Origin of the sequence: Caldicellulosiruptor naganoensis (assembly GCF_026914285.1) — a bacterium.
Lineage (GTDB): Bacteria > Bacillota > Thermoanaerobacteria > Caldicellulosiruptorales > Caldicellulosiruptoraceae > Caldicellulosiruptor > Caldicellulosiruptor naganoensis.
The window spans coordinates 178821-202477 of sequence record NZ_CP113864.1; the positions used below are offsets into that span (position 1 = coordinate 178821).

Annotated in this window: 23 protein-coding genes and 1 pseudogene; 16 read left to right on the plus strand and 8 right to left on the minus strand. The window is 35.0% G+C overall.

Annotated features, from left to right (window positions below; genetic code table 11):
* The first annotated feature begins 196 nt into the window (after positions 1-196).
* From OTJ99_RS00850 to OTJ99_RS00865, 4 genes are all read left to right on the plus strand, one after another.
* Positions 197-355, plus strand: coding sequence for a toxin-antitoxin system HicB family antitoxin (locus OTJ99_RS00850; protein ID WP_235374545.1), 159 nt, complete (start codon positions 197-199; stop codon positions 353-355).
* 421 nt (positions 356-776) lie between these two features.
* Positions 777-2708, plus strand: coding sequence for an SPFH domain-containing protein (locus tag OTJ99_RS00855; RefSeq protein WP_408612524.1), 1932 nt, complete (start codon positions 777-779; stop codon positions 2706-2708).
* Between the two features lie 217 nt (positions 2709-2925).
* Positions 2926-5004 (plus strand): alpha-amylase family glycosyl hydrolase, encoded by a 2079-nt coding sequence (locus OTJ99_RS00860; protein ID WP_045164517.1) that lies wholly within the window; start codon positions 2926-2928, stop codon positions 5002-5004.
* Between the two features lie 82 nt (positions 5005-5086).
* Positions 5087-5887, plus strand: coding sequence for a polysaccharide deacetylase family protein (locus OTJ99_RS00865; protein WP_045164538.1), 801 nt, complete (start codon positions 5087-5089; stop codon positions 5885-5887).
* 64 nt (positions 5888-5951) lie between these two features.
* Here the strand turns inward: OTJ99_RS00865 and OTJ99_RS00870 are convergent.
* A pseudogene (locus OTJ99_RS00870) lies at positions 5952-6098 on the minus strand (flavodoxin family protein); the annotation flags it as partial.
* Between the two features lie 191 nt (positions 6099-6289).
* Between OTJ99_RS00870 and OTJ99_RS00875 the strand changes: the two are divergent.
* The 8 genes from OTJ99_RS00875 (at position 6290) to OTJ99_RS00910 (ending at position 13926) form a co-directional block, all read left to right on the plus strand.
* The gene (locus tag OTJ99_RS00875; protein ID WP_045164516.1) at positions 6290-7042 is read left to right on the plus strand and encodes a DeoR/GlpR family DNA-binding transcription regulator; all 753 of its coding nucleotides are present in this window, start codon (positions 6290-6292) and stop codon (positions 7040-7042) included.
* Between the two features lie 27 nt (positions 7043-7069).
* Positions 7070-8017: a 1-phosphofructokinase gene (pfkB, locus tag OTJ99_RS00880; RefSeq protein WP_045164515.1), complete on the plus strand. Its 948-nt coding sequence runs from the start codon at positions 7070-7072 to the stop codon at positions 8015-8017.
* Positions 8008-8457, plus strand: coding sequence for a PTS sugar transporter subunit IIA (locus OTJ99_RS00885; RefSeq protein ID WP_045164514.1), 450 nt, complete (start codon positions 8008-8010; stop codon positions 8455-8457). Before pfkB ends, OTJ99_RS00885 begins: the two co-directional genes overlap by 10 nt.
* A gap of 21 nt (positions 8458-8478) precedes the next feature.
* Complete coding sequence (locus OTJ99_RS00890) at positions 8479-9843, plus strand: PTS fructose transporter subunit IIC (protein ID WP_045164513.1); 1365 nt, start codon at positions 8479-8481, stop codon at positions 9841-9843.
* Between the two features lie 61 nt (positions 9844-9904).
* Positions 9905-10165: an HPr family phosphocarrier protein gene (locus OTJ99_RS00895; protein WP_045164512.1), complete on the plus strand. Its 261-nt coding sequence runs from the start codon at positions 9905-9907 to the stop codon at positions 10163-10165.
* A 24-nt stretch (positions 10166-10189) separates the two neighbouring features.
* Positions 10190-11854, plus strand: a complete 1665-nt coding sequence (gene ptsP / locus OTJ99_RS00900) for a phosphoenolpyruvate--protein phosphotransferase (RefSeq protein ID WP_045164511.1) — start codon at positions 10190-10192, stop codon at positions 11852-11854.
* A 324-nt stretch (positions 11855-12178) separates the two neighbouring features.
* Positions 12179-13108, plus strand: coding sequence for a hypothetical protein (locus OTJ99_RS00905; RefSeq protein ID WP_045164510.1), 930 nt, complete (start codon positions 12179-12181; stop codon positions 13106-13108).
* A 26-nt stretch (positions 13109-13134) separates the two neighbouring features.
* On the plus strand, positions 13135-13926 hold the full coding sequence (locus OTJ99_RS00910) for an ABC transporter ATP-binding protein (RefSeq protein ID WP_408612525.1): 792 nt from the start codon (positions 13135-13137) through the stop codon (positions 13924-13926).
* A 174-nt stretch (positions 13927-14100) separates the two neighbouring features.
* Here OTJ99_RS00910 and OTJ99_RS00915 read toward each other — a convergent pair whose 3' ends face one another.
* Positions 14101-14448, minus strand: a complete 348-nt coding sequence (locus OTJ99_RS00915; protein ID WP_269015405.1) for a hypothetical protein — start codon at positions 14446-14448, stop codon at positions 14101-14103.
* A gap of 273 nt (positions 14449-14721) precedes the next feature.
* Here OTJ99_RS00915 and OTJ99_RS00920 point away from each other — a divergent pair, with 273 nt between their 5' ends.
* Positions 14722-15609 carry a hypothetical protein gene (locus tag OTJ99_RS00920; RefSeq protein WP_235374537.1) on the plus strand — a complete coding sequence of 296 codons (888 nt, stop codon included), beginning with the start codon at positions 14722-14724 and terminating at the stop codon, positions 15607-15609.
* A 67-nt stretch (positions 15610-15676) separates the two neighbouring features.
* Entirely contained in the window at positions 15677-16474 is a 798-nt protein-coding gene (locus OTJ99_RS00925; protein ID WP_045164508.1) for a CPBP family intramembrane glutamic endopeptidase, read from the plus strand.
* A gap of 71 nt (positions 16475-16545) precedes the next feature.
* Here the strand turns inward: OTJ99_RS00925 and OTJ99_RS00930 are convergent, their stop codons facing one another.
* A complete protein-coding gene (locus OTJ99_RS00930; RefSeq protein WP_045164507.1) occupies positions 16546-17694 on the minus strand; it encodes a hypothetical protein in 1149 nt (382 codons plus the stop codon).
* Positions 17695-17949: 255 nt separating this feature from the next.
* Here OTJ99_RS00930 and OTJ99_RS00935 point away from each other — a divergent pair, with 255 nt between their 5' ends.
* Positions 17950-18225, plus strand: coding sequence for an SHOCT domain-containing protein (locus OTJ99_RS00935; RefSeq protein ID WP_045164506.1), 276 nt, complete (start codon positions 17950-17952; stop codon positions 18223-18225).
* An 88-nt stretch (positions 18226-18313) separates the two neighbouring features.
* Here the strand turns inward: OTJ99_RS00935 and rbr are convergent, their stop codons facing one another.
* The 5 genes from rbr to OTJ99_RS00960 all read right to left on the minus strand — a co-directional run bounded on the left by rbr (position 18314) and on the right by OTJ99_RS00960 (position 23043).
* Positions 18314-18850: a rubrerythrin gene (gene rbr, locus OTJ99_RS00940; RefSeq protein ID WP_045164505.1), complete on the minus strand. Its 537-nt coding sequence runs from the start codon at positions 18848-18850 to the stop codon at positions 18314-18316.
* A gap of 24 nt (positions 18851-18874) precedes the next feature.
* The gene (locus OTJ99_RS00945; RefSeq protein WP_045164504.1) at positions 18875-19285 is read right to left on the minus strand and encodes a Fur family transcriptional regulator; all 411 of its coding nucleotides are present in this window, start codon (positions 19283-19285) and stop codon (positions 18875-18877) included.
* Positions 19286-19460: 175 nt separating this feature from the next.
* Complete coding sequence (locus OTJ99_RS00950; RefSeq protein WP_045164503.1) at positions 19461-21128, minus strand: glycoside hydrolase family 13 protein; 1668 nt, start codon at positions 21126-21128, stop codon at positions 19461-19463.
* 188 nt (positions 21129-21316) lie between these two features.
* On the minus strand, positions 21317-21943 hold the full coding sequence (locus OTJ99_RS00955) for a glycerol-3-phosphate acyltransferase (RefSeq protein WP_045164502.1): 627 nt from the start codon (positions 21941-21943) through the stop codon (positions 21317-21319).
* 2 nt (positions 21944-21945) lie between these two features.
* Positions 21946-23043 carry a glycosyltransferase gene (locus OTJ99_RS00960; RefSeq protein WP_045164501.1) on the minus strand — a complete coding sequence of 366 codons (1098 nt, stop codon included), beginning with the start codon at positions 23041-23043 and terminating at the stop codon, positions 21946-21948.
* A gap of 364 nt (positions 23044-23407) precedes the next feature.
* On the opposite strand from OTJ99_RS00960, the gene OTJ99_RS00965 reads away from it, so the two are divergent.
* Positions 23408-23653 (plus strand): TM1266 family iron-only hydrogenase system putative regulator, encoded by a 246-nt coding sequence (locus OTJ99_RS00965; protein WP_045164537.1) that lies wholly within the window; start codon positions 23408-23410, stop codon positions 23651-23653.
* Positions 23654-23657 lie beyond the last annotated feature (4 nt).

Below are 23657 nucleotides of genomic sequence, written 5' to 3' on the forward strand. Positions count from 1 at the left end.
TTTATTTTTGCTACTATTTACATCCTGCAGACTTTAAAAAAATATGCTTTTGTGGTACCTATTAAAGCATTGGGGAAACTTAAAATGTAATCAAATGCTGGATTGAAACAGCAGGAGAAAAAGGAATGCAAATTCCACCGCCAGATGAATATAAAGAAGAAAAGTAGAGTGAAAACTTGTTTTGCGCACTCCAAAGTTGCTCAATAAGCGCCTGTCAGAGGAAGCCAAAAATGAAGGAGTTAGCTTAAATTCTTTTATTCAACATATAGTTTCAAATGCTTTAGGATTTAGTGACAATAAATCACATGGAATGGCTATTGATCTTGATGTTCTATATAAAGGGAAAATCAGATAAATGAGAAAAAGCAGGGTGCAAGGTTCCATGCTTTTTTTTCGTAACACAATTCTCCTATCCCCGTTTATAATTATAAAAATCTTTCCATCCAGCATAAAGCCGTTGTGTAAATTTTCTCATTGTGATAATATGTTATACAACAATGAAAATCAATTCTCAGAATCTCAATTTTAGGTCGAATTTTGTCGAAAGCTGTTGGAAAAAAGTTGTTTTTAAACTGCATGTGATTTGCATTTTTGAGGCTTTAGCAAGGCTAAGCTGTAGAATTTTTTAGCTTATTCTGACTTTGAAAAAAAGGTAAAAAATTAAAGAAATGAGATGGGTTTTAAGTTGGCTTTTTTGATTGAGCTTGCTGTTGGTATAGCAATTCTTTATTTTTTCTTAAAAACTCGTAGGACTTAGGATAATACCAAACGACAAAGTGGGAATTGTTGAAAAGTGGTGGTCATTCCGAGGTTCTTTGAATGAACAGATTATAGCCTTAAAAGGTGAGGCAGGTTTTCAGCCAGAGGTGTTAAGAGGTGGTATTCACTTCAGAACTCCTCTTATGTACAAGGTCCACGTAGTCCCGCTTGTGACAATTCCCCAAGGGCAGATAGGCTACGTCTTTGCACGTGATGGGAAGCCTCTTGAGCCGACACAAACTCTGGGTAAAGCCGTCCCTGAGTGCAACAACTTTCAGGATGTGAGAGCTTTTTTGGAAAACGGTGGTCCAAAAGGTCCGCAAAGAGGTATTTTGCGTGAAGGTACTTATGCTTTTAACCTTGCGCAGTTCATTGTCTTCACAGAAGACAAGATTTATTATCTTCCAATGGGCAACAAAGAAGAAAAAGAAATGATAGATAACATGGCACAGATTTTAAGACAGCGAAATGCCTTCCGACCGATTATAATCACAGAGGACAAAGAGGGAATTGTTACAGTACATGATGGACCGTCTTTGCCAAGTGGTGATATTGTTGCACCAACTGTTGGCGATGACCCATCTGACCCTGAGACTTATCACAACAACTTCCAGGACCCCGAAAAATTCTTAAAAGCAGGTGGTTTTAGAGGAAGGCAGCTTCAGGTTCTTGTTGAGGGCACCTATTTTATAAACCGCCTTTTTGCAACAGTTGAGCTTATTGACAAGACAGTCGTCGAGGTTGGTTATGTTGGAGTTGTTGTATCATATGTTGGACCAAAAGAGCAGAACACATCAGGTGAAGATTACAAACATGGTGAGCTTGTTGAGAAAGGCTTCAGAGGCGTTTGGAAAGATCCTCTAATGCCGGGCAAATACGCTTTTAACACATATGCTGGAAAAATTGTCAAAGTACCAACGACAAATATAATATTAAAATGGATAAGCAACCAGACAGGCACGCACCGCTATGACGAAAACCTCAAAGAAGTAAGTTTAATCACAAAAGATGCGTTTGAACCGTCGCTACCATTGGCAGTTGTTCTTCACATAGACTACAGGAAAGCTCCTTTGGTTGTCCAAAGATTTGGAGATTTGAAGATGCTTGTTGAGCAGACTCTTGACCCGATGGTATCTGCATACTTTAAAAATATAGGGCAGAAAAAGACTCTCATTGAGCTTATTCAGCAAAGAGATGAGATTCAGAAAATGGCATCTGAAGAGATGAAAGAGAGATTTGCTCATTACAACTTGGAACTTGAAGAGGTTTTAATTGGAACGCCAATGTCATCTCCAAACGATAACAAGATAGACGCAATTTTAGAGCAGCTTCGCGACAGGCAAATTGCCCTTGAGCAGATAGAAACATATTCGCGCCAGCAAAAAGCAGCAGAAAAAGAAAGAGAGCTCAGAGAGGCAGAAGCTCGGGCTGCCCAGCAAAAACTTTTGACAGAGTCTGAGATAAACATTCAGATTCAGACAAACCAAGGAAAGGCAGAATATCAGAGGTCACTTCAAGAAGCTCAGAAGATAAAAGCATTGGCTGAGGCAGAAGCAGAGAAAGAAGCGCGAATTGGTATTGGCCGGGCAATTGCAATCGAGGAGCAGGTAAAGGCATACGGCGGACCGCAATATCAAGTTCTGCAGGATGTCATGGGCAAGTTTACTCAGGCTTTGGAGAAAACTGGCATCGATATTGTTCCTGAAACAGTTGTTGCAATGGGTGAGAAGGCTTCTTCTGCATCTTTCAATGCGTTTGAAATGCTACTGACTTTGCTTTTGACAAAAGAACTTGGTATTGAATTCAAGGTAAAAGAGACAGAGGATGAGAATGTCAAAAAGATAAAGCAGGAGATACTAAATTCAATACTTCTTGCAAAGGAAAGTGATAAGAAGGAAGAAATCAAAGAGAATTCACAGAATCTACAACAGGAAAATAATGTATCTTAAGGTGTAAGATTTTAAATATTCTATTCCTAAAAAGTGCGGCTCTGGGGAAGGAATGTTTCAAAATATGCCAGAGCCGCTTTGCTTTTCAGAAAAAGACACTACAAAATTTGAGTTTTGTATGCTAAAATAATTTCATATAGATTGCAAACGTTTGCCCAAAATAAGCTATGGGTATAAATTAATTAGAACAAATTGAAAAAGGGGAGAAACAAGAAAGATGTCAGTTTTAGAAAAACTTGTTGAGATTCTGAATAATAAAGCAAAAGAGTGGGATGCAAAAAACGATTTCAGAGTACCAAAACTTTGGGATAGTTTCGGCTATGATGGGTTTGAGAAAAAAGAAAACAATGATGGTACAATCTCAGTAAACCCTTATAAGTTTGTTGCACAGGCGATAGAAAAAGCAATTTTGCCTTATATGAAAGATAACACTGATTATCTTCAGCCACTTTCTAAAATACTTTCTAAACACAATAGACCTTCAGAAAAAACTTATAGCAGCTGGATCGAAAAGAGCAGTGTATATGGTATGCAAATTCGTACATTTTCAGCCTGGGATCATGACTTATCAAAAGAACTTGAACTTGAAAATAGCTTCGGTCTAAAAGATACAGGTACATTTGTTAAAACAATTGCACTGCTGCCTCATATAAAAAGAATGGGTTTTGATGCCATTTACGCTCTTCCAATTACCAAAAACAGCACAAGGTATAAAAAAGGTGAGATGGGCTCGCCTTATGCAGTCAAGAACTTTTTTGAACTTGACCCAGTGCTTTTTGACCCTATGGCAGATAAGCTTTCAATAGATGAACAATTTAAAGCTTTGATTGAAGCGTGCCATATTCTTGACATAAGATTTATAATTGATATTATTCCACGCACATCTGCAAGGGACTCTGATTTTATACTGGAACATCCTGACTGGTTTTACTGGATTAAAATAGAGGATTTAGAAGACTACGGTCCACCAAAGCTGACTTTGATAAAAGAGTTTACAAAGGCAAATGAAGAAAATATTGAGCTTATATACAAGGATCCGGCTGTGCAAAAGCATATTAAAAAGTTTGTACCATCACCTGACAGGTTTGACCCTCAAAAGTGGCAAAGTATAAAAGAAAGGTGCGAAAAAGACAAAAACCTTGACTTTTTCGAGCTAATTGAAAAAGAGATTGGGATAACTACTGCACCAGCTTTTTCAGACTGTCTTAATGACCCGCAGCCGCCATGGTCAGATGTGACGTATTTGAGGCTGTATCTTGACAATCCTGTGCAGTCTGCAAAGTATGTAGATGAAAGCCAGCCGCCGTATATTCTTTTTGATATTATAAGAGGAAATATCTTCAAAGGCAAAAAGCCAAACAAAGAGCTTTGGGAAAAAATTGCAAGCATCATTGTACATTACCAGAAGAACTTTGGTATAGATGGTGCAAGGATTGACATGGGTCATGCTCTTCCAAAAGAACTGGAAGACATGATAATTTCAAATGCCAGAAAAGTAGACCCCGAATTTTGCTTTATTGCAGAAGAACTTTCGATGAATGCACACAGAAAAGCAAAAGAGTCAGGGTATGACATGATAATAGGTGATCTTTGGGCAAGAGAACCACGATACTATCAAGGAACGCTGAAAAAGGTTTTGGATATACTTTTGCAGCTTGAAGTTCCTGTTTTTGCGGCATGTGAGATTCCAGACAGTCCGCGCGCAGCTTCAAGGCTTGGAAAAAGAGAATTTTCACGGTTTGCGACAGTTTTAAATTTCTTTTTACCAAACAGTGTGCTTTTTGTCACGTGCGGGCAGGAAGTTTATGAAGTTCAGCCAATGAATTTAGGTCTTGACCCGCAACCAGAAGGCAAGTTTATGCTTTCTAAATCAGACCCTCTTTATGGTAAGCTTGCGTTTTTTGATAAATACGCCCTTCACTGGACAAACGAAGGTGCAGATGAAATGATAGCTTTAATTGAAGAAGTAGCTAAGATAAGAAAAGAATATTTGGACTTTATGAGTGAAGAAAACTTTTTCAAGATTCCTCACAACAGCAAATTTGTCTTGGCATTTGGATACAAACTTTTTACTGAACATGAGAAGCAGTACCTGATTGTGGTTGCAAATGCTGATATTTTACGAAAAAGAAAAATAAGGTTGGATTTGATGAAAGCAGGTTTATTTGATGTGGGGAAAGGAAGACAAATTGAGTGTATCTACTCTCTAAAAGGAGATAAAAATAATGCTTACGATTTTCCACATGTTACAGTTGATATGGAAACTCTTGATATAAAAATTTTGAAGGTAAAATAAAAAGTTGACACTTTCCTTACACAGGCAAAGAGGTAAAATAAAAAATATAAATTTGATGTGCAAGGAGATGAATTTTCAAAAGATGAAAAAGATTTATTATTGTTTTCCTGGTGGCAGGTTCAAAGCACTGACAATGAGCTATGACGATGGCAAAAAGCAGGATATAAAACTTGTTGAAATTTTAAACAAGTATAGAATTAAAGGGACATTTAATTTAAACGCTGGACTTTTGGGCCAAAGTGATAGAATTTCAAAAGAAGATGTAAAAAAGCTTTATGAAGGTCATGAGGTTGCATCGCATACTTACAATCATCCAACAATTGCAAGGTGTCCTCATGACCAAGTAGTTCAGCAGATAATTGAGGACAGAAAGATTTTAGAAGACATCGTTGGATATCCAGTAAGAGGGCTTGCCTATCCAAATGGATCTTATACACCTGAGATAAAAAAGCTTTTGCCATACTGTGGAATTGATTATGCAAGAATAGTTGGGGATAGTTTTGATTTTTCTCTTCCGTTTGATTTTTATGAATGGAAGGCAACCTGCCACCATAACCATAATCTTTTAAAACTTGCAGAGCAGTTTTTAAGCTTTTATAAAAAGCAATATCTGTATCTTTTTTATGTCTGGGGACACAGCTATGAGTTTGACAATGACAACAACTGGGATTTAATTGAAGAGTTTTGCAAAATGGTAGGTGACCAACCGGATATCTGGTATGCAACAAACATCGAGATTGTTGACTACATAAAAGCCTTGCAAAATCTCAAGTTTTCAGCAAACGGCGACTTTGTATACAACCCATCTTCAATTGACGTCTGGATTTCTGTAGATGATAAGATTGTTAAGGTTGAAGGTGGGAAGATAACAAAGCTTTTATAATAGATAAAAAGAACATTAGAGGGGCTTGGTAGAAAGTAATTTTTCCAAAACCCCTCTTTTTTTATTACCTTATAAAGTTAGTAAATACCTTTGCCTCTTTAGGAGGCTCCAAAATGCTGCCTTTTCCATTTTCAACAAGCTTCAAAAGCCAAGCCATGTTTTTGCCAAGCACTTTCATAATCAGGACGCCTTCTTCATCCTGCAAAACTTTATTTTTTCACTTTTCACAATATCGTCTTATTATACATGTGCAAATTAAACAAATTTAGACAAGAAGGCATATATTTTTTGTAAAAGGTGCTTGACAGGGTAGCTTTCATGTTCTATAATGAAATTAATCACAAATGAGCATAAATGATTAAATTCATTCATCAAAATGAGCATAAACGAAAGGTAAATAAAATGTTTGCTGAGGAAAGAAAAAGTAAAATTGCGCAGATAATAAAAAGTGGGCAAAGTGTTAAGGTTTCAGAGCTTGCAAAGCTGTTTGGAGTGTCAGAGTCAACCATCAGAAGAGATTTGGCAGAGCTTGAAGCTCTGGGGATAATAAAAAGAACCCATGGTGGGGCGGTCAACAATTTCATTGCCTCTTTCGAGCCTTCTTTTGCAGAAAAAGAAGATAAATTTGCAAAAGAAAAAGAATATATAGGAAAGCTTGCAGCAAACATGATTTGTGAAGGAGACACAGTTATTTTAGATTCAGGTACAACAACCCAGTATATTGCAAGAAATTTAACAGCAAGAAATGTTACTGTTATAACTAATTCAGTAAATATAGCTTATGAACTATCAAACAATGACAATATTGAAGTTATTGTTACGGGTGGGGTTATAAGAACAAAGACAAAAGCTCTTGTTGGAGATATAACGCAAAGCATACTCAGACAGTTTAGGGTTGACAAAGCTTTTGTGGCAGCAAACGGAGTGTCGATAGAGTTTGGAGTGACAACGCCAAGCCATGTTGAGGCTGCTATAAAAAGAGCAATGATAGAAAATGCAAAAGAGGTTTTTTTGGTTGCAGACAGTTCAAAATTTGGCCAGGTTACTTTTTCACTCATATGTCCTGTGGAAAGGCTTGATTATATTATAACTGATAAGATGGATGACAGACAGAAAGCTGAGTATGAAAAACTTGGTGTGAAGGTGATAACATAAAATTTTAAGTTTCAAGGTGGGATTGAATTGATCTATACAGTCACACTAAATCCAGCAATAGATATGACAGTGTATATCGATGAGCTTAAAAAAGGACAAGTAAACAGAAGTAGCCTTTGTATAGTAGATGCAGGTGGAAAAGGCATAAATGTTTCAAAGGTTATAAAATCCTTGGGCGGAGAATCAATTGCACTTGGTTTTTTAGGAAATGACAATAAAGACTGGTTTTTGAAATACTTAAAAAACATGCAGATTGATTATGACTTTATTTTTGTAGATGGTCTTACACGAACAAATATCAAAATTGTTGAGACAGCACAAAAAGTTTATACTGACCTCAATCAAAACGGTTTTGAAGTGAGGAAGAAAGACATAAACCTTTTGTTTGATAAGATAGATAGAATTGCAAAAAGTGATGACATCTTTGTGCTCTCAGGAAGCCTTCCACCTGGTGCAGATGAAGATGTGTATGTAGAGCTTATAAGAATGCTAAAACGAAAAGGCGCAAAAATTATATATGATGCCGACGGAAAAGCGCTTGAGAGCGGTGTTTTAGAAAAACCAGATGTTATAAAACCTAATATCCATGAATTTAAGTGTCTTTTTGATGTCGATGAAAATGATTTAAATTCTATTGTAAGTTCAGCAAGAAAACTTATAGAAAATGGGATAAAAAAGATTTTGATTTCGATGGGACCAAAGGGTGCAGTTTTTGTGACAGAAAACATGGAGTTGTTTGCAAATGCAGCTGAGGCTAAAGTAAAAAGCACAACAGGCGCTGGCGACTCAATGGTTGCAGCTATTTCTTATGGGCTTTCACAAAATATGGATGATGTATCTATTTTCAAGCTTGCTTTAGCCTGTGCAGCGGCAAAGGTTTCAAAGGAAGGTGTAAAGGCGCCTGAGAGAGATGAGATTGAGGAGTTTTTGAAAAAAATAAAATTAGAAAGGCTGGGGGAAGTAAGATGGATATAAAAGCTTTGTTTTCACCATCAAGAATGAGTTTTGACTTGCAGGCAGAAACAAAGGAAGAGGTTATTGACGAGCTTATAGATCTTCTCTATAAAGATGGAAAACTATCTGACAAAGAAAAGTTTAAAAAAGCAGTTATAAAACGTGAAGAAGAATTTTCAACAGGTATAGGTATGGGCATTGCAATTCCTCATGGGAAAGATAGTTCAGTTTTAGAGCCTTGTATTACCTTTGGTGTTTCTAAAAAAGGGGTAGATTTTGATTCTATGGATGGAGAGCCTGCATATATATTCTTTCTAATTGCAGTTCCCGAAAATGCGGATGATACACATCTTCATGTATTGAGTTTTATATCACGAAAACTTATGCATGAAGATGTGAGAAAAAAATTATATAATGCTAAGTCTTTTGAAGATGTCATAACTGCTTTTGAAGAAAAATAAAAAATGAGGAGGAATAGGAAGATGAAAAAAATAGTGGCTGTCACATCTTGCCCCACTGGAATTGCCCACACGTACATGGCGGCAGAGGCACTTCAGATGGCGGCAAAAGAACTTGGGGTTGAAATTAAGGTTGAGACAAGAGGTTCTGTCGGTGCAGAAAACGAGATAACACCCGAAGATTTAAAAGAGGCACATGCAGTTATACTTGCATGCGACACAAAGATTGATGAAGACAGGTTCCAAGGGCTTCCAATTGTTCGAGCAAGTGTGAAGGATGCTATCAAAGACCCCAAAGGACTTATCACAAAAGCAATGAACATGGAAAAGAAAGATTATGTTGACAAGGTCTTTGAGGCAAAAAAAGAAGCAAAAGAAAAGGCAACAGGTGTGTACAAGCACCTAATGACAGGTGTTTCTTATATGATTCCATTTGTTGTTGCAGGTGGTATTTTAATTGCAATATCTTTTGCATTTGGAATTAAAGCTTTTGAGAAAAAAGGAACACTTGCAGCAGCGCTCATGGACATAGGCGGTGGCAGTGCATTTTATCTCATGGTTCCAATTCTGGCTGGCTTTATTGCATTTTCGATTGCAGACAGGCCTGGGCTTGTACCAGGAATGATAGGTGGGCTTTTGGCAAATAAGCTTGGAGCAGGTTTTTTGGGCGGCATTGTTGCAGGGTTTGCAGCTGGGTATTTAGTTGCATGGCTTAAGAAAATCATAAAGCTGCCAAAGACAATGGAAGGTTTGATGCCAGTATTGATACTTCCTGTTTTGTCAACATTGATTATTGGTTTGGGTATGATATATGTTGTAGGCGAACCTGTTGCAGCTTTAAATAAGGCAATGACTGAATGGCTCAAGAGCATGAGCAGTGGTAGTGCTGCGTTACTTGGAATAATTTTGGGTTTGATGATGGCGTTTGATATGGGTGGACCTGTCAACAAAGCTGCATATACATTTGCTGTATCAACTTTGGCGGCAGGTCAGCCATCAACGATAATGGCAGCTGTCATGGCAGCTGGCATGACACCACCACTTGGACTTGCACTTGCAACCTTGATAGCAAAGGATAAATTTACAACAGAAGAAAGAGAAGCAGGAAAGGCGGCATTCTTCCTTGGAATTTCATTTATAACCGAAGGTGCAATCCCGTTTGCTGCAGCTGATCCACTTAGAGTTATTCCATCTATTATGGTAGGTTCAGCTGTGACTTCTGCCTTGAGCATATTGTTTAAAGCCACATTAGCAGTGCCTCATGGTGGAATATTTGTTTTGCCAATTCCGAATGCAGTTGGTAATTTGCCATTGTATGCACTTGCAATTTTGATAGGTACCATTGTGACAGCACTTATGGTTTCGGCCTTGAAACCTAAAAAGGTATAAAGGTAGGGCAGGGCATCCTGCCTTTTCTTCTTGTAAAAATAATTTACTTGGAGGGAAGAAAATGGTTGAAGCAAAAGTGATTTTGCAAAATCCAACAGGCCTTCATGCAAGACCTGCTAGTATATTTGTCACACAGGCGGCTAAATTTAAGAGTGATATATTTATCGTCAAAGACGGCAAGGAAGTGAACGCAAAAAGCATATTGAATATTTTGGCAATAGGGGCTAAAAAAGGTGATGAGATTACTTTAAAAGTCACTGGTGAGGATGAAAAAGAGGCTTTAGATACTTTGGTAAAACTTCTTGAAGGGTTGAATAAGTAGAAAAAGATGGAGGTATAAGTGTATATGATCACAGGAATACCTGTATCAGAAGGAATTGGAATTGGGAAAGCTGTAATTGTCAAAAAAGAATATAGCATAAAGCGCTGTAGCGTAGATAATATTGACAAAGAGATAGAAAGATTTTTGGATGCTATTGATAAAGCTAAAAAAGAGATTTTAGAGATTAAAAAACATGCAGAGCAAAACCTTGGTCCAGATAAAGCCATGATATTTGATGCACACCTTTTAATTCTTGACGACCCTGAGTTTGTTAAAATGGTGAAAGAAAAGATACAGCAAGGAACAAATGCAGAATGGGCAGTTGATGAGTCAGCAAAGTTTTATGAAAGCTTGCTCTTGAGCTTGGATGATGAGTATATGAGAGAGAGGGCAAACGATATTAAGGATGTATCTAAAAGACTTATCAGGATTCTTAGTGGTGAAAGTGATTCAGAGGCAGGTTTAAAAAATCTTGCTGAGGGCAGTATTATTGTGGCTGAGGATTTGACACCTTCTGAAACTGCTCAGATGGACAAAACAAAAGTAACTGGTTTTGTTACACAACAGGGCGGAAAGACATCTCACACAGCTATAATTGCCCGAACATATGAGATTCCTGCAATAGTAGGTGTAAAAGGTGCTCTTGAGAAAATAAAAGATGGTGATGTTGTAATTGTAGATGGATATCAAGGTATGGTTTTAATCAACCCTGACAAGCAGACACTTGAAGAATATGAAAAGAGAATAAAAGAGGAAAAACAGAAAAAGGAAGAACTGAAAAGATTTGTTGCAACAGAAGTTAAAACCAAGGACGGCAAAAAAATTAAGGTGTATGCCAACATCGCTCTTCCTGACGAGGCTGAGATTGCGATAAAAAATGGCGCAGAGGGAATTGGACTTTTCAGAACAGAGTTTTTGTTTATGAACCGCAGTTCACCACCTTCAGAAGATGAGCAGTTTGCTGCATACAAAGCTGTGCTTGAGAAGATGGAAGGGAAGCCTGTTATTATAAGAACATTGGATGTTGGAGGAGACAAAAATATTCCGTATTTGAACATAGAAAATGAGCTCAACCCATTTTTAGGTTACAGGGCAATAAGGCTTTGTTTAGGTTACAAAGAACTGTTTAAAACACAACTAAGAGCGCTTTTGAGGGCATCAATTTATGGAAATCTAAAAATAATGTTTCCTATGATAACCACTGCTGGCGAACTAAAAGAGGCAAAAAGCATTTTGCAAGAAGCTAAAGAAGAATTGAAAAAACAGGGAATAGAGTTTTCAGAAAAAATAGAAATTGGCATAATGATTGAGACACCTGCTGCAGCACTTGTTTCGGACATTCTTGCCGATGAGGTAGACTTTTTCAGCATAGGTACGAATGACCTTATCCAATATACACTTGCAATTGACAGGACAAATGAAAAGGTCTCGTACTTGTATGACCCATTGAATACCGCAGTTTTGAGGTTAATTAAAATGATAGTTGAAAATGCGCACAAAAAAGGAAAAGAAGTTGGAGTTTGTGGAGAGATAGCTTCTGATGAGAATATTGTACCAATCTTGATTGGCCTTGGTGTTGATGAACTTAGTGTAAATCCTGCAAAGGTTTTAAGTGTTAAAAAGAAGATAATAGAAACTGATTTTAATATAGAAAAAAACAAAGTAAATGGATATTTGCAAATAAGCTAAAATAATAAAGGCTGTTATAGGCTTGGGTTTAAAGGCAGCTTTGCTATTGCCTATAGCAGCCTTTTGGCTTTTGATTTTTATCAACTTAATTTTTAGTTTTTCAAAATTTTGAGACAAACACTTAAAAAATAGTGATGGTATTCCTCACAATCATAGCTGTAAAATGAAAAAAGACAACAAATTTGAAATATAAAATTTTGCAGTAAAAAGGCTAAGGCGATGCAGAAAAAAGCAAAGCTTTAGCCTTTTTGTTTTCAAAATACTCAAAATGTGGTATTTTAAAATATATAAATTTATTTCACAAGAAAAAGGAGGAGTTTTAGGGTGTTTAAAAATTTCTTGCAAGATTCATTTTTCTACACTAAAAGATACTATGGCTACATATTTGGTCTTGTGGTTATATCATTTATTTTTGTTCTTCTGTCGGTTGTCATTTTACTAATACTTGGCATTTTGTTGGCTATGTTGATGGGCGTGGATATCTCCACGGCGTTGCTATTGAATGATAAAGATATTTTTCCTTTTTTAAGTAGCAGATTTATTTTCTATTTAATTTTAATGGTGCTTCTTTTGGTGATATGGTTATTTTTGGCAGTAGCTTTTGTCCAATATCCACTTGTAAAAACCTTTATTGAAATCACAAGAGAAAAGGAAATATATAAAAGACCTTTTAGTATTTACTTTGAAAAGATAAAAGAAAAAAATCTCTTAATGGGTTTGAAAATAATTGGCTTAGGATTGTTATTGATGTTTATAATAGGACCAATATTTGGTATAGGCATTGTTTGTATAGCTGAGGCAGAAACTATAATTAATATTTTAGCGCGGCTTGTGGTAATTATAGTTGGAATTGTAGGTGTAATATTTGGAGTTTACTTTTTCTTAAGGCTAATGTATGCAAATGCAGCATTGGTAGATAAGGATTTGGGAATTTTAGAAAGTATAAGAGAAAGCTTAAAGCTTACAAAAGGAAAAATGGGCTTTGTGATAGCAGCTTTTGTATATAGCACTATTGTATCAATAATTTTCCAAATACCACTTTATATAGTGGATATACTGTTTAAAACAGGTTCATTCCAAGAAAGTGCACTCTTTATTATTTTAAGCCTGGCAGGATTTGTTCTTTACCTTATAGCAGTGCCTTACTTTGTAATTATACAGTATCTTCCGTACAATATTCTAAATAGCTACAATAAGGGTGAGAATCATCAAGACAAACAAATTGACCAGACTGATGATTATGTGATTGGTTAACGCTGCAAAACATTTTAGTGAGGAGAATGACAATGGCCAGGGTCATTTCAGTCAGTGATTTATTTATGGACTATGGGCAGGGGAATGTTCTCAATGGAATCAGCTTTGAAGTTGAGGCTGGGCAGATTATAGGGTACATCGGACCAAATGGAGCAGGCAAGAGCACCACAATTAAAATCTTTTTGGGAATTATTACAAATTATAAAGGCAAGGTTGAGATTTTTGGCGAGGATATCAGAGGGAAGTATCTTTACAAAAAAAGAATAGGATATGTTCCAGAGGTAATTGAGCTTTATGAAAGCCTTACTGCAATGGAGTACTTAAATTTTGTGGGTCAGCTTTATGGTCTTGATGAGAGGACTGTTAAAAAAAGAGCTTTAGATCTTATTGAAATTTTTGATTTGAAAGATGCCATAAATTCAAGACTTTCTACATATTCAAAAGGTATGAAACAAAAACTTGCAATTATTTCAAGCTTAATTCACAATCCTGACCTTTTGTTCTTTGATGAACCCTTGACAGGTCTTGATGCAAATTCAGCAACAATCTTTAAAGAATTATTGAGAGAACTCAAAAAAGAAGGCAAAACCATCTTTTATTCCTCGCACATTATGGAAGTTGTTGAAAAGGTGAGTGACCGGATTATTCTCTTAAACAAAGGTACAATTGTTGCAGACGGTTCTTTTGAAGAACTTGCACAAAAACTTAAACAAAGTAATTTAGAGCAGCTTTTCAATGAGCTAACAGGATTTACTAATCATCAGGAAATTGCAAAAGAAGTTGTAAAAGTGATAAAGGGTGAAAAAGGTGAGGGATAGTATTGCGGTAAGATTATTAGATTTGTTTTCTCCTTTGATAAAAAAAGCAGGTATTGATTATGCCACTTTAAAAATTCTTTTGCGATAAAAATTTTTAGTGGCAAAAAGAAGTGTGCCCACCCTGCAGAAGTCTTCTGTTGCAGATAAATTGTCGAAGATTTTCTATATCATTCTTCAATTTTTCATAGGTTTTATTCCTGCGGTGTTTCTTTTAATCAACAGTACAATGTTTGTGAGAATTTCACTAAACATTGTGATTTTGCTTTTTTTAGTTGTCTCAACTATAATATCAGACTTTTCGTGGTTTATATTAGACATTACAGAGAAGAATATTATTTTGACAAAACCGGTTGATGATAAGACATATGCTTTTGCGAAAACATATTTTATTGTTGTTATGCTTTTTTCACGTACATTTTTGGTATTTATAATTTCTCTAATAGTGGGTGCTATAAAGTATAAACTGTCATTTTTTTTTTTTTTTATTGCTGTTAATCTACCTACTTGTTCTTTTATTTTCATACTGCTTATGTAACCTTTTATATGCAGGTATTTTAGTGTATTTTGATGGTGAAAAACTAAGGGATGTCATAGTGGGTTTTCAGATTACTTTGATGGTTGTTTTTTACTATTTTTTACCAGTTATCGGGGCAAATATTTGAAGCACTTGCGAAAGCCAATTTTTCAAAAGTACGTTCTTGGTGGCTGTATATTTTACCAACATCATGGTTTGCAAGCTTATTTGAGTATTTGTATGGAAGCAATAGAAGTTTATTGAATCTATTCTTAGGAGTTATGGCAATAGTAATTACACTGTTTTTGGTATATCTTCATATTTCTTATACAGGCAAAATTTTAGAAAAAAATCTTGTAAAACTAAACGCAGGTGAAATTGAAGTAAAACCCAAAATTTACAAAATAGGATTTATAAGCAATGTCTTGTTGAGAAATGGAGTTCAAAGAGCTTCATATATATTTGCAAAAGCTCAGCTAAAAAGAGACAGGGGATTAAAGAGCAGTATATATCCAAGCCTTGCCTCATTTTTGGTAATTGCCATAGCACCGGTAATAAGAGAGGCTTTTCAGAAAAAATCGGTCCTTGATGTTTTTTCAAAAGAATTTTTTTTTTATTATTCAATGTATGTTTTTAAAACAGGTATGATTTTGAGATTTCAGATGGTACAGATAACAAGCAACAAAAACGCTGCATGGATATATCAGGTTTTACCAATAGAAAGACCTTTTGATATTAAAAAAGGGGCATATTTAGCTTTTGTCTTTACAATAGGTGTAAGACTATTCCTCATACTTTCAATAATACTTTTTATTTTAATCCACAATTCAATAATTGACTATTTGACAATGTTCTTTATATTGATGTTCTTTTCTCTTTTAGTATTTCCACTTGCAACCCAGCAAATGCCTTTTTCAAGGGCAGTGCAAGAGCCGCCACAGGGCAAAAAAAGTACAGGGCTTTGGTATTTGGTGTATATGGCTTTGGGTGCTGCTTTAGGATTTGTCCACTATTTTTGGATCAAAAAATATAAACTCTATTTTTTAATAGGATTAATAATAGTTGATGTTATTTTGTGGCTTGTTAGATTTGAAATAGCAGATGATTCTGAGAGGGAAGAGACTACAAAGAACAATGAAAAAACCATTATTCCTTACAAAAGGTGGTAGAGATATTTAAATTAATTTTTGTCATGTGGTAGTTGAATCAATACTGTAGAAAGGAAGGGGCTGAAGAATGATTTCAAGCACGTTAAAGGAAGTGGTTAAATACATTGGATTGTTTGTGCTAAGTACTATTGCAATGGAGGTTATAACTTTTATATTTAACAACGATAAATCTGAAAATATAATTTCTCCTATTATATATTACATTGGGATTTTCCTGTTATTTTTAGTATTTACAACAATTTCCCTGAAGAGAAGAAAAATAAATATTTTAGAGATATGTAATTTTCGAAAAATAACTTTTAAAGATGCTGTTTTCACAATAGTGTTGGCAACAGCTTATTCATTTGTTATTAGTGCTATTTATACTATTTTAGACTCAAAAGGTATAATAACTCCTTTCAGAGAAGAATATGAAAATTCGATGCAAAGATTTATTGACAACACTAAAACAGAGCTGGTAATATTTACAATTGTGATAGCAGCACCATTTTTTGAGGAGTTAATGTTCAGAGGTTTAATTTTTGGTACGATGCTTAGAAATCAGATAAATATATTTTTAGCAGTAACTGTTCAAGCACTACTTTTTGGATTGTTTCACTTTGATTTATATCAGGGAATGGATGCTTTTTTTGCTGGAATATTTTCAGCGTTTGTTTTGTACTGTACAAATTCAATATGGAACTCTATTATATTTCATGCTGTTAGTAACTCTTTTGGGCTTATTAGTTTGATTTATAACATAAATGAAAGTACAGAAAGTTACTTACCAATAATGTATTATATATTTATGTTAGTAATTGGAATTATCTTAATGTACGCGCCAATGAGATATTTTTTCAGGAGAAAATCAGAAATAAAAAATTAAAAAATAAAAATAAAGAGGAGTTATTGCATCTTAGAATAACTCCTCTTTTAGTTTTAAAGTCTTAAAAGATGTTATTTGGTAATAGAAATTCCAGCCATTTTGAGTATATTTTCAACGTTTTTCATCATTGTTTCAATATCTTTGTCTGAAAGCTTGCTTATATTTGCCCCCTTTGATATGTCAATCTTTGTTATCTTAACCGGTTGATTTAAGGAATTAATGACGCCATCTAAATTGAACATGATTTTGAGGTTATTAGAATCTTTTAAATAAAAATATAGCCTTTCACCTTTGAGGGTATTTTTGCTATCAATTCTCATTCTATACTGGAAGGTAAATGGAGGAATTTGAGGAGCTACGCTGTCTATCTGGTAAACTGCTTCTTTTACCATTTGTGGATAATTTGATTCGGCTTGCTTCATGATTTCGTCAATGTTTAAAGTGGTACTTTTATCAAGCTGCTGAGCATTCAAAATGGATTGTGCATCTTCAAGAATCATCTTTGTAATGCTGAGAACAAACTCTTTTGTTGCCTTGTCATCCGCAGCTTTTGTCAAAATGGCTTTTAAAAGGTCAAGGGAAGAGTTCTTATTGAATTCGAAAATAATCTCATCACAGCTTTCCTTTTTACCATTGCTAAATGTAAGTTCAACTTTTTGGCTAGATAGCTTTGCACAAGATGCAAGTTTTGGTAAAACAATGTCTGCATAGCTTGCAATAAGAGCTTGAAGCTGAGGATTGTTTTGAATATCAAAAAGTTTTATATACTTGTTTACATCAATCTGTACAGGCATATTGGCATATGCGTCGCTTAGCTTCACATAAAGTGGCTTTGAATAAATTTGTGGGAAGTTGTATGCAACATATTCTTTGTTAACATACATTGAACCTTTCAAGAGTTCTTTATTATTGTAATAAAGGGCAATTTGCATACTGCTTTCGTATTTTGAAACGTCTGAAATAACCCTGCCCTTGATGTACATTTTTTTGAAAAACTCTTCTAACTTTTTGCTATTCTCTGTTGCATTGTTTCCTGCAGAATACCTCAAATCAATTCTGAACTCTTCATCAATAGTTTTGCTACCCTGAGCCTGAGCATAAGCTAAGCCCGCTTTTAAAAGAGGAGTAGAGATCGTTTGAGAATATGCAACAGAGCTTAGAAGTAAACTCAAAAGCAAGACAAATACAATACTTACGTTTAATAAGGTTTTCCTTTTCAAAACATTTACCCCCTCGCAGATTTTGATTAAAAAACTGTGTATATGTCAAGTATATACAATAGAAGTTAAACTGTCAAGAAATTTTTGAAATAACAAATAAAACCTTGGAATACTTCTCTAAGTTATTTGATTTATTAGATTTCAAGAAGCCTCTTTACACTTTCTTTACGATTTAATCATAGTTTGTTCATAGTAAATGGGTATTATAAATATTGTAGTCGGCAAATTAAAATTATGAAAGGAGATGAAAATCACATGATGGGGCATTTTTATAGAGATTTTGACGGTCTTTGGGGATTTCACATGATTGGAGGGTGGATAATGGGTATACTTTTTCTAATTGTCTTTGTTGCTTTGGTAATTTATGTTGTCAACAAATTAAGCCATATATATTTGCAGACTAAAAGAGATACTTTGTCAAAATCAGAGGCAGATGATGAAGCATTGCGAATTTTAAATACCAGATTTGCAAACGGCGAGATATCCGAGGAAGAGTATGAAAGAAAGAAAAAGATAATTTTAAACAGATAGTAAACAATGACAAAAATCTACAAAATTTTAGGCTGTCGCACATTTTTACTGCGACAGCCTATTTATTAATTTGGTCAACTACTTATCATTAATAATTCTCAGCTCTAATCTCAAAGAAAGACTGTGGATGTTTGCAAGCTGGGCATACCTTTGGAGCTTCTTTGCCAACATGTACATAGCCGCAATTTCTGCACTTCCAAACAACAACATCATCTTTTACGAATACCTTGCCGTTTTCAACATTTTCAAGAAGCTTTCTGTATCTTTCCTCATGCTTTTCTTCAACCTTTGCAACAAACTCAAATGCAGTTGCAATCTCATCAAAACCTTCTTCCCTTGCAACTTTAGCAAACTCTTTGTACATCTCTGCCCATTCGTAATGTTCGCCTTCTGCAGCAGCTTTGAGGTTTTCTGCCGTGTTACCAATTCCGTTTAAGAACTTGAAAAATAGCTTTGCATGTTCCTTTTCATTTTCAGCTGTCTCTTCAAAGATTGCTGCAATCTGCTCATATCCTTCTTTTCTTGCCTGTGATGCAAAGTAAGTATATTTGTTTCTTGCCTGAGACTCACCAGCAAATGCTGCCCATAAGTTCTTTTCTGTCTGTGTTCCTTTCAAATCTTTCATTTCAAAACTCAACCTCCCAACAACTTAGTTATTTTTATTTTTACAATAAGGGCAGATGCCCTTATAGTAGACATAAATCTCATCAACAATAAATTCAGAAGAAAGAGAAGATTGAATAAAATCTGGTTTTACTGAAAAGTCATAAATTTTGCCACAGCTTTTGCACCGAAAATGACCATGCACTGATGTATCTGCGTCAAAGCGTGCAATATTTTCTTCAATTGTAATTACCTGCGCAAGTCCTTTTTCTACAAATAAACTTAAAGTGTTGTACACAGACGTTTTTGAAAGTGTAGGAATCTCAAGGACTAAGCTGCTGTAAATCTCATCTACTGTTGGATGAGTTTTGTGGTTTACTAAATATTCGTAAACTTTAAGCCTTATCAGCGATGGTTTTATTCCCTTTTGTAATAGCTTGCTTTTTAAAAAAGCCAAATCAGAAATTTTTACTTCCCCCTTGTAGATTTAATTTTAGATTGTACTTATTACATTTTTATTATATTTTCAATATTGAAATTTGTCAAGAAAAATTTTTTACAAAAAGTAAAGAGGGCTGTGATTTCAAGCTTCTTTTACCTTTTCAAGCAGCCCTCCTTTTAAAGTCGCCCTTTTATATTTTATATACCCTTGCTTCATATGGTTTTAAAACAATTTTTTCTTGAATGTTATCATCTACTTCATAGTTACTTATTAAAAGTTCAGGTTTTTGAGTGAATATTTCTTTTGGTGCTAAAAACTCACTTTCTTCTTCAGAAAAGTTCATGACAACAAGAAGCCTTTCACCTTCATAATTTCTTGTATATGCAAAAATTTTTTCGTCGTCTTCATAAAGCATCTGTACATCACCATATACAATGACAAGATGTTTTTTTCTAAGTTCAATCAATTTCTTATAGTAATAAAACACCGAATTTTTATCTTCTAAAGCTTTTTTAACATTTATTTCCTTATAATTTGGATTTACCTTTATCCATGGGGTGCCTTTTGTAAATCCTGCGTTTTCAGAATCATCCCACTGCATTGGTGTTCGTGCGTGGTCTCTGCTTCTTTTGTTTAAGATTTCTAAAAGCTCTTCGTCTGATTTTCCAAGCTTTTTCATCTCTTTGTACCAGTTGAGTGTTTCAATGTCTCTGAACTCATCAATACTTTCGAACTTGCAGTTTGTCATACCAATCTCTTCGCCTTGGTAAATATAAGGAGTTCCCTGCCATGTGTGAAGCAGGGTTGCCAAAAGCTTTGCAGACTCAACCCTATACTTTTTGTCGTTTCCAAAGCGTGAGACCATTCTTGGCTGGTCATGGTTGTTAAGATAAAGTGAATTCCAGCCCTTGTCTTTTAAAGCTAAGTACCACTTGTACATTATCTTTTTCAAATCAGTGAGTTTCCAAGGTTTTATATTCCACTTGCTGCCGCTACAGTCCATATCCATATGTTCAAAATGAAAGAGCATATTAAGCTCATTTCTGTCATACTCCAAATATAGCTTTGCAATTTCGGGTGTGACAAATGGGGTTTCGCCAACTGTCATGATATCATATTTGCTAAGAACTTCTCTGTTCATTTCCTGAAGATATTCATGCACTCTTGGACCGTTGGCATAGTATTTAAAACCAATCAAACCTCCTTGATTTTCATCCGGGTCATCTGGCAGTCCTTCAACTTTCGAAATAAGATTAATTACATCCATTCTAAAACCATCTATGCCTTTATCAAGCCACCATTTCATCATTTTGTAAATTTCTTGTCTGACTTTTGGATTGTCCAAATTGAGGTCTGGCTGCTTTACAGCAAAAAGGTGAAGATAATATTCTCCTGTCAGCTCATCGTATTCCCAAGCAGAACCACTGAAGAATGATGTCCAGTTGTTAGGTGGTCCCCCATTTTTGCCAGGTCGCCAGAAATAAAAATCTCTGTAAGGATTGTCTTTTGATTTTCTGGACTCCAAAAACCATTTATGTTCATCAGATGTGTGGTTTACAACTAAGTCCATTAAAATTTTAATTCCTCTTTTGTGAGCTTGAATCAAGAGCCTATCAAAATCTTCCATTGTACCAAACTCATCCATGATGTCATAGTAATCACTGATGTCATAACCATTGTCAGCGTTTGGAGATTTGTAAATAGGATTTAGCCAAATGACGTCTACTCCAAGCTCTTGAAGATAATCAAGTTTTTCTATTATTCCTGACAAATCTCCAATTCCATCACCATTTGAGTCATAAAAGCTTCGAGGATAGATTTGATATACAACAGCTTCCTTCCACCACTTTTTTAGCAATGTAAATTCCTGCTCCTTTCAATAAAGTGTGGTATATCAATAGTATAACATAAATTTTACAAAAACAGTAGACATTACTTGCTATACAAAACATTTTCGAGACAAAAAATACTAAACTATTCTTTTGAGGAAAAAAATTTATCAAAAATTAAGCAAGAAAGCTCCATCTTCTGTAAAATGGAGATGAATTACTTTTTTATTTCATGTTCTTTATCAGTAAGAGAAATATAAAAGGTAGCAAGTTTTTCCTTGTTCTTGTATATCATAACGATCAGATTTAAAAACCACAAAGTAAGAAGATAAACAGAAAAATTGTTTAAATATAAATATGCTCCCACAATTGTAAAACCAAGTACTACCATAAAAGCATCCTCTTGTGTTGTTGTACGGCCACCATGCTTTAGCTTTTTCGCTATTAAAAAGAGCAGGGCAAGTACTACCGCATAGAAGAGAGAAACCCTAAAACAAGTTGTAGCACTCCACACTCCAAATGTAGTTGCAATTGTTTTTCCACCTCTGAATCTTAGAAAAGGCGAAAATGCATGTCCCAAGATTGGTGCGATTGCAGCAGGGATAATATATGACTTTGGCAGGTATCCCTTTTCAACAAAATAAACAAGGGGAAAATAACCTTTTGCAAAATCGAGGAATACTCCTAAAAGTCCAATTTTGACTCCAGCTGCTTGAATTAAGTTAAAAGCTCCTGGATTTCCGTCGCCAACCGCTGTTATATCCTTTTTAACAAGCTTTCCAAGCCAGTAAGAGAACATCAGCGACCCACAGAAAAATTCCAAAAGAGTGATTGCAGCAAGCATTTTTATTTACCCCCTACTTTAATTTGTCTTCCTTTCCAGTAGACACTTCTAATAAACTTTACTTGATAAAAAGAGTACAAAAGCATTAATAAAAAATACGCAGTAGGAATAAAGTGCAGTATGGGAAGTACAATGCCAAAATTACCTATATATATTTGAAGGTATAATATCTGAATAACATAGAGAATATAACCTATTAAAAATTTAGTTGCTAAAGGATGATGAATATACAGCAAAATGGGTGTTAAGAAGCCTGTTAAGACAAGTCCAAAAGCCCACAGGGCAATTAAAAAGACTGTCTTTGTGTTTAAAAGCTGCATGCTTAAAGCTGCACTCTTTGCAATTCCTTCAAGTTGGCTTTTCATTCCATTTGGATACATTCTAAATGTTACAGCACCGAGTCCTAAAAAATTTTCGACTTTTATTCCATTTTCGCAAAATAGTTTCCCAAGACTTAAATCATCCGTTACTCTGTCGCGTATACATTTATGTCCGCCAACCTTTTCGTAATCTTTTCTAAAAACTGCTATACATGAACCATACATTCCTTTGCTTCTGGTCTTTCTTTCATAAGGTGACATAAAAGCAAACACACTGAGAATATTAACAATTAAACACAATCTTTCATAAAACTGCTCTGTCTTGTGATATGGTATAACCGAAATTGCACCATTTGTTGAAAAAAGCGTTTTTACAATTCTTTCTATACCATCTTTGGATAATCTCACATCAGCATCTAAGAATATCAGTATATCACCTGTTGAGTTTAAATACCCATTCCAAAGAGCCCAATTTTTACCTGTCCAGCCTGGAGGCAAAGGAGGGTTCTTAATTAATTTAACGCCGAATTTTCTGGCAATCTTAGAAGTATTATCTTCAGAAAAATCATCTACAACGATTATTTCATCGGGGACAGTAGTTTGGCTAAAAAGACTTTTGAGCAGGTAGGGCAGATTTTTCTCTTCATTCCGAGCAGGTATTATTACTGAAATCTTCTGATTTAGTTCAAGAGAATCGTCCTTAGTGTCTGCCAGAAATATTTTTGAGAAAAGGAAAAATCCCGAAGCTATGCCCAGGATGAAAATAATAAAAAATATCATAAAAAAACCAGCTCCTTTTTTAAGAGGGAAAAAATATTGCTGAGCATGTTTATTATATTATATATCAATTTGAATTATTGTTTAAATGAAATAATATCAATAACCTCCTTTCTAACATCTTGAGTTCACAAAAAAGAAAAAATTCTCAATAAGTAGACTTTTAATATTCTAAAAAGTATGTTATAATATTAACAAACAAAATATTTGCTCCTGACTTAGAGGGCAAAATGGCCTGATAAGGAGGGGATGTAAAAGATGAAGAGAAAGATATCCACCTCTTTTGGCTAAAGATGATGCTTTGGATACCCAAAAGGTCAGGAGAGGTGGATTTTTTATTTTTACATTAAAGGGGAATGGTGCTTTTATGGAAAGGAGAATTGGTGTTATTGGAATTGTTGTTGAAAACAGAAAAGAGGTGTCAGATAAGCTCAACAAAATCCTAAGTGAACATGGTGATATTATTGTTGGCAGAATGGGTATCCCGTATAGAGAAAGAGGGCTTTGTGTAATCGCGCTAATAGTTGATGGAACAACTGATGAGATTGGTGCGCTCACAGGAAAGCTTGGGGCTCTGAGCGGTGTTAAGGTAAAAAGTGCTCTTACAAAATAAAGAT

Coding starts and splice junctions, on each gene's coding strand:
- OTJ99_RS00895 (WP_045164512.1), top strand. CDS start 9,905: ATGGTTGAAGCAAAAGTGATTTTGCAAAATCCAACAGGCCTTCATGCA.
- rbr (WP_045164505.1), bottom strand. CDS start 18,850: ATGAAAGATTTGAAAGGAACACAGACAGAAAAGAACTTATGGGCAGCA.
- OTJ99_RS00910 (WP_408612525.1), top strand. CDS start 13,135: ATGACAATGGCCAGGGTCATTTCAGTCAGTGATTTATTTATGGACTAT.
- OTJ99_RS00925 (WP_045164508.1), top strand. CDS start 15,677: ATGATTTCAAGCACGTTAAAGGAAGTGGTTAAATACATTGGATTGTTT.
- OTJ99_RS00890 (WP_045164513.1), top strand. CDS start 8,479: ATGAAAAAAATAGTGGCTGTCACATCTTGCCCCACTGGAATTGCCCAC.
- ptsP (WP_045164511.1), top strand. CDS start 10,190: ATGATCACAGGAATACCTGTATCAGAAGGAATTGGAATTGGGAAAGCT.
- OTJ99_RS00920 (WP_235374537.1), top strand. CDS start 14,722: ATGGCAATAGTAATTACACTGTTTTTGGTATATCTTCATATTTCTTAT.
- OTJ99_RS00885 (WP_045164514.1), top strand. CDS start 8,008: ATGGATATAAAAGCTTTGTTTTCACCATCAAGAATGAGTTTTGACTTG.
- OTJ99_RS00915 (WP_269015405.1), bottom strand. CDS start 14,448: ATGAAAATAAAAGAACAAGTAGGTAGATTAACAGCAATAAAAAAAAAA.
- OTJ99_RS00875 (WP_045164516.1), top strand. CDS start 6,290: ATGTTTGCTGAGGAAAGAAAAAGTAAAATTGCGCAGATAATAAAAAGT.
- OTJ99_RS00935 (WP_045164506.1), top strand. CDS start 17,950: ATGATGGGGCATTTTTATAGAGATTTTGACGGTCTTTGGGGATTTCAC.
- OTJ99_RS00955 (WP_045164502.1), bottom strand. CDS start 21,943: ATGCTTGCTGCAATCACTCTTTTGGAATTTTTCTGTGGGTCGCTGATG.
- OTJ99_RS00960 (WP_045164501.1), bottom strand. CDS start 23,043: ATGATATTTTTTATTATTTTCATCCTGGGCATAGCTTCGGGATTTTTC.
- OTJ99_RS00865 (WP_045164538.1), top strand. CDS start 5,087: ATGAAAAAGATTTATTATTGTTTTCCTGGTGGCAGGTTCAAAGCACTG.
- OTJ99_RS00860 (WP_045164517.1), top strand. CDS start 2,926: ATGTCAGTTTTAGAAAAACTTGTTGAGATTCTGAATAATAAAGCAAAA.
- OTJ99_RS00965 (WP_045164537.1), top strand. CDS start 23,408: ATGGAAAGGAGAATTGGTGTTATTGGAATTGTTGTTGAAAACAGAAAA.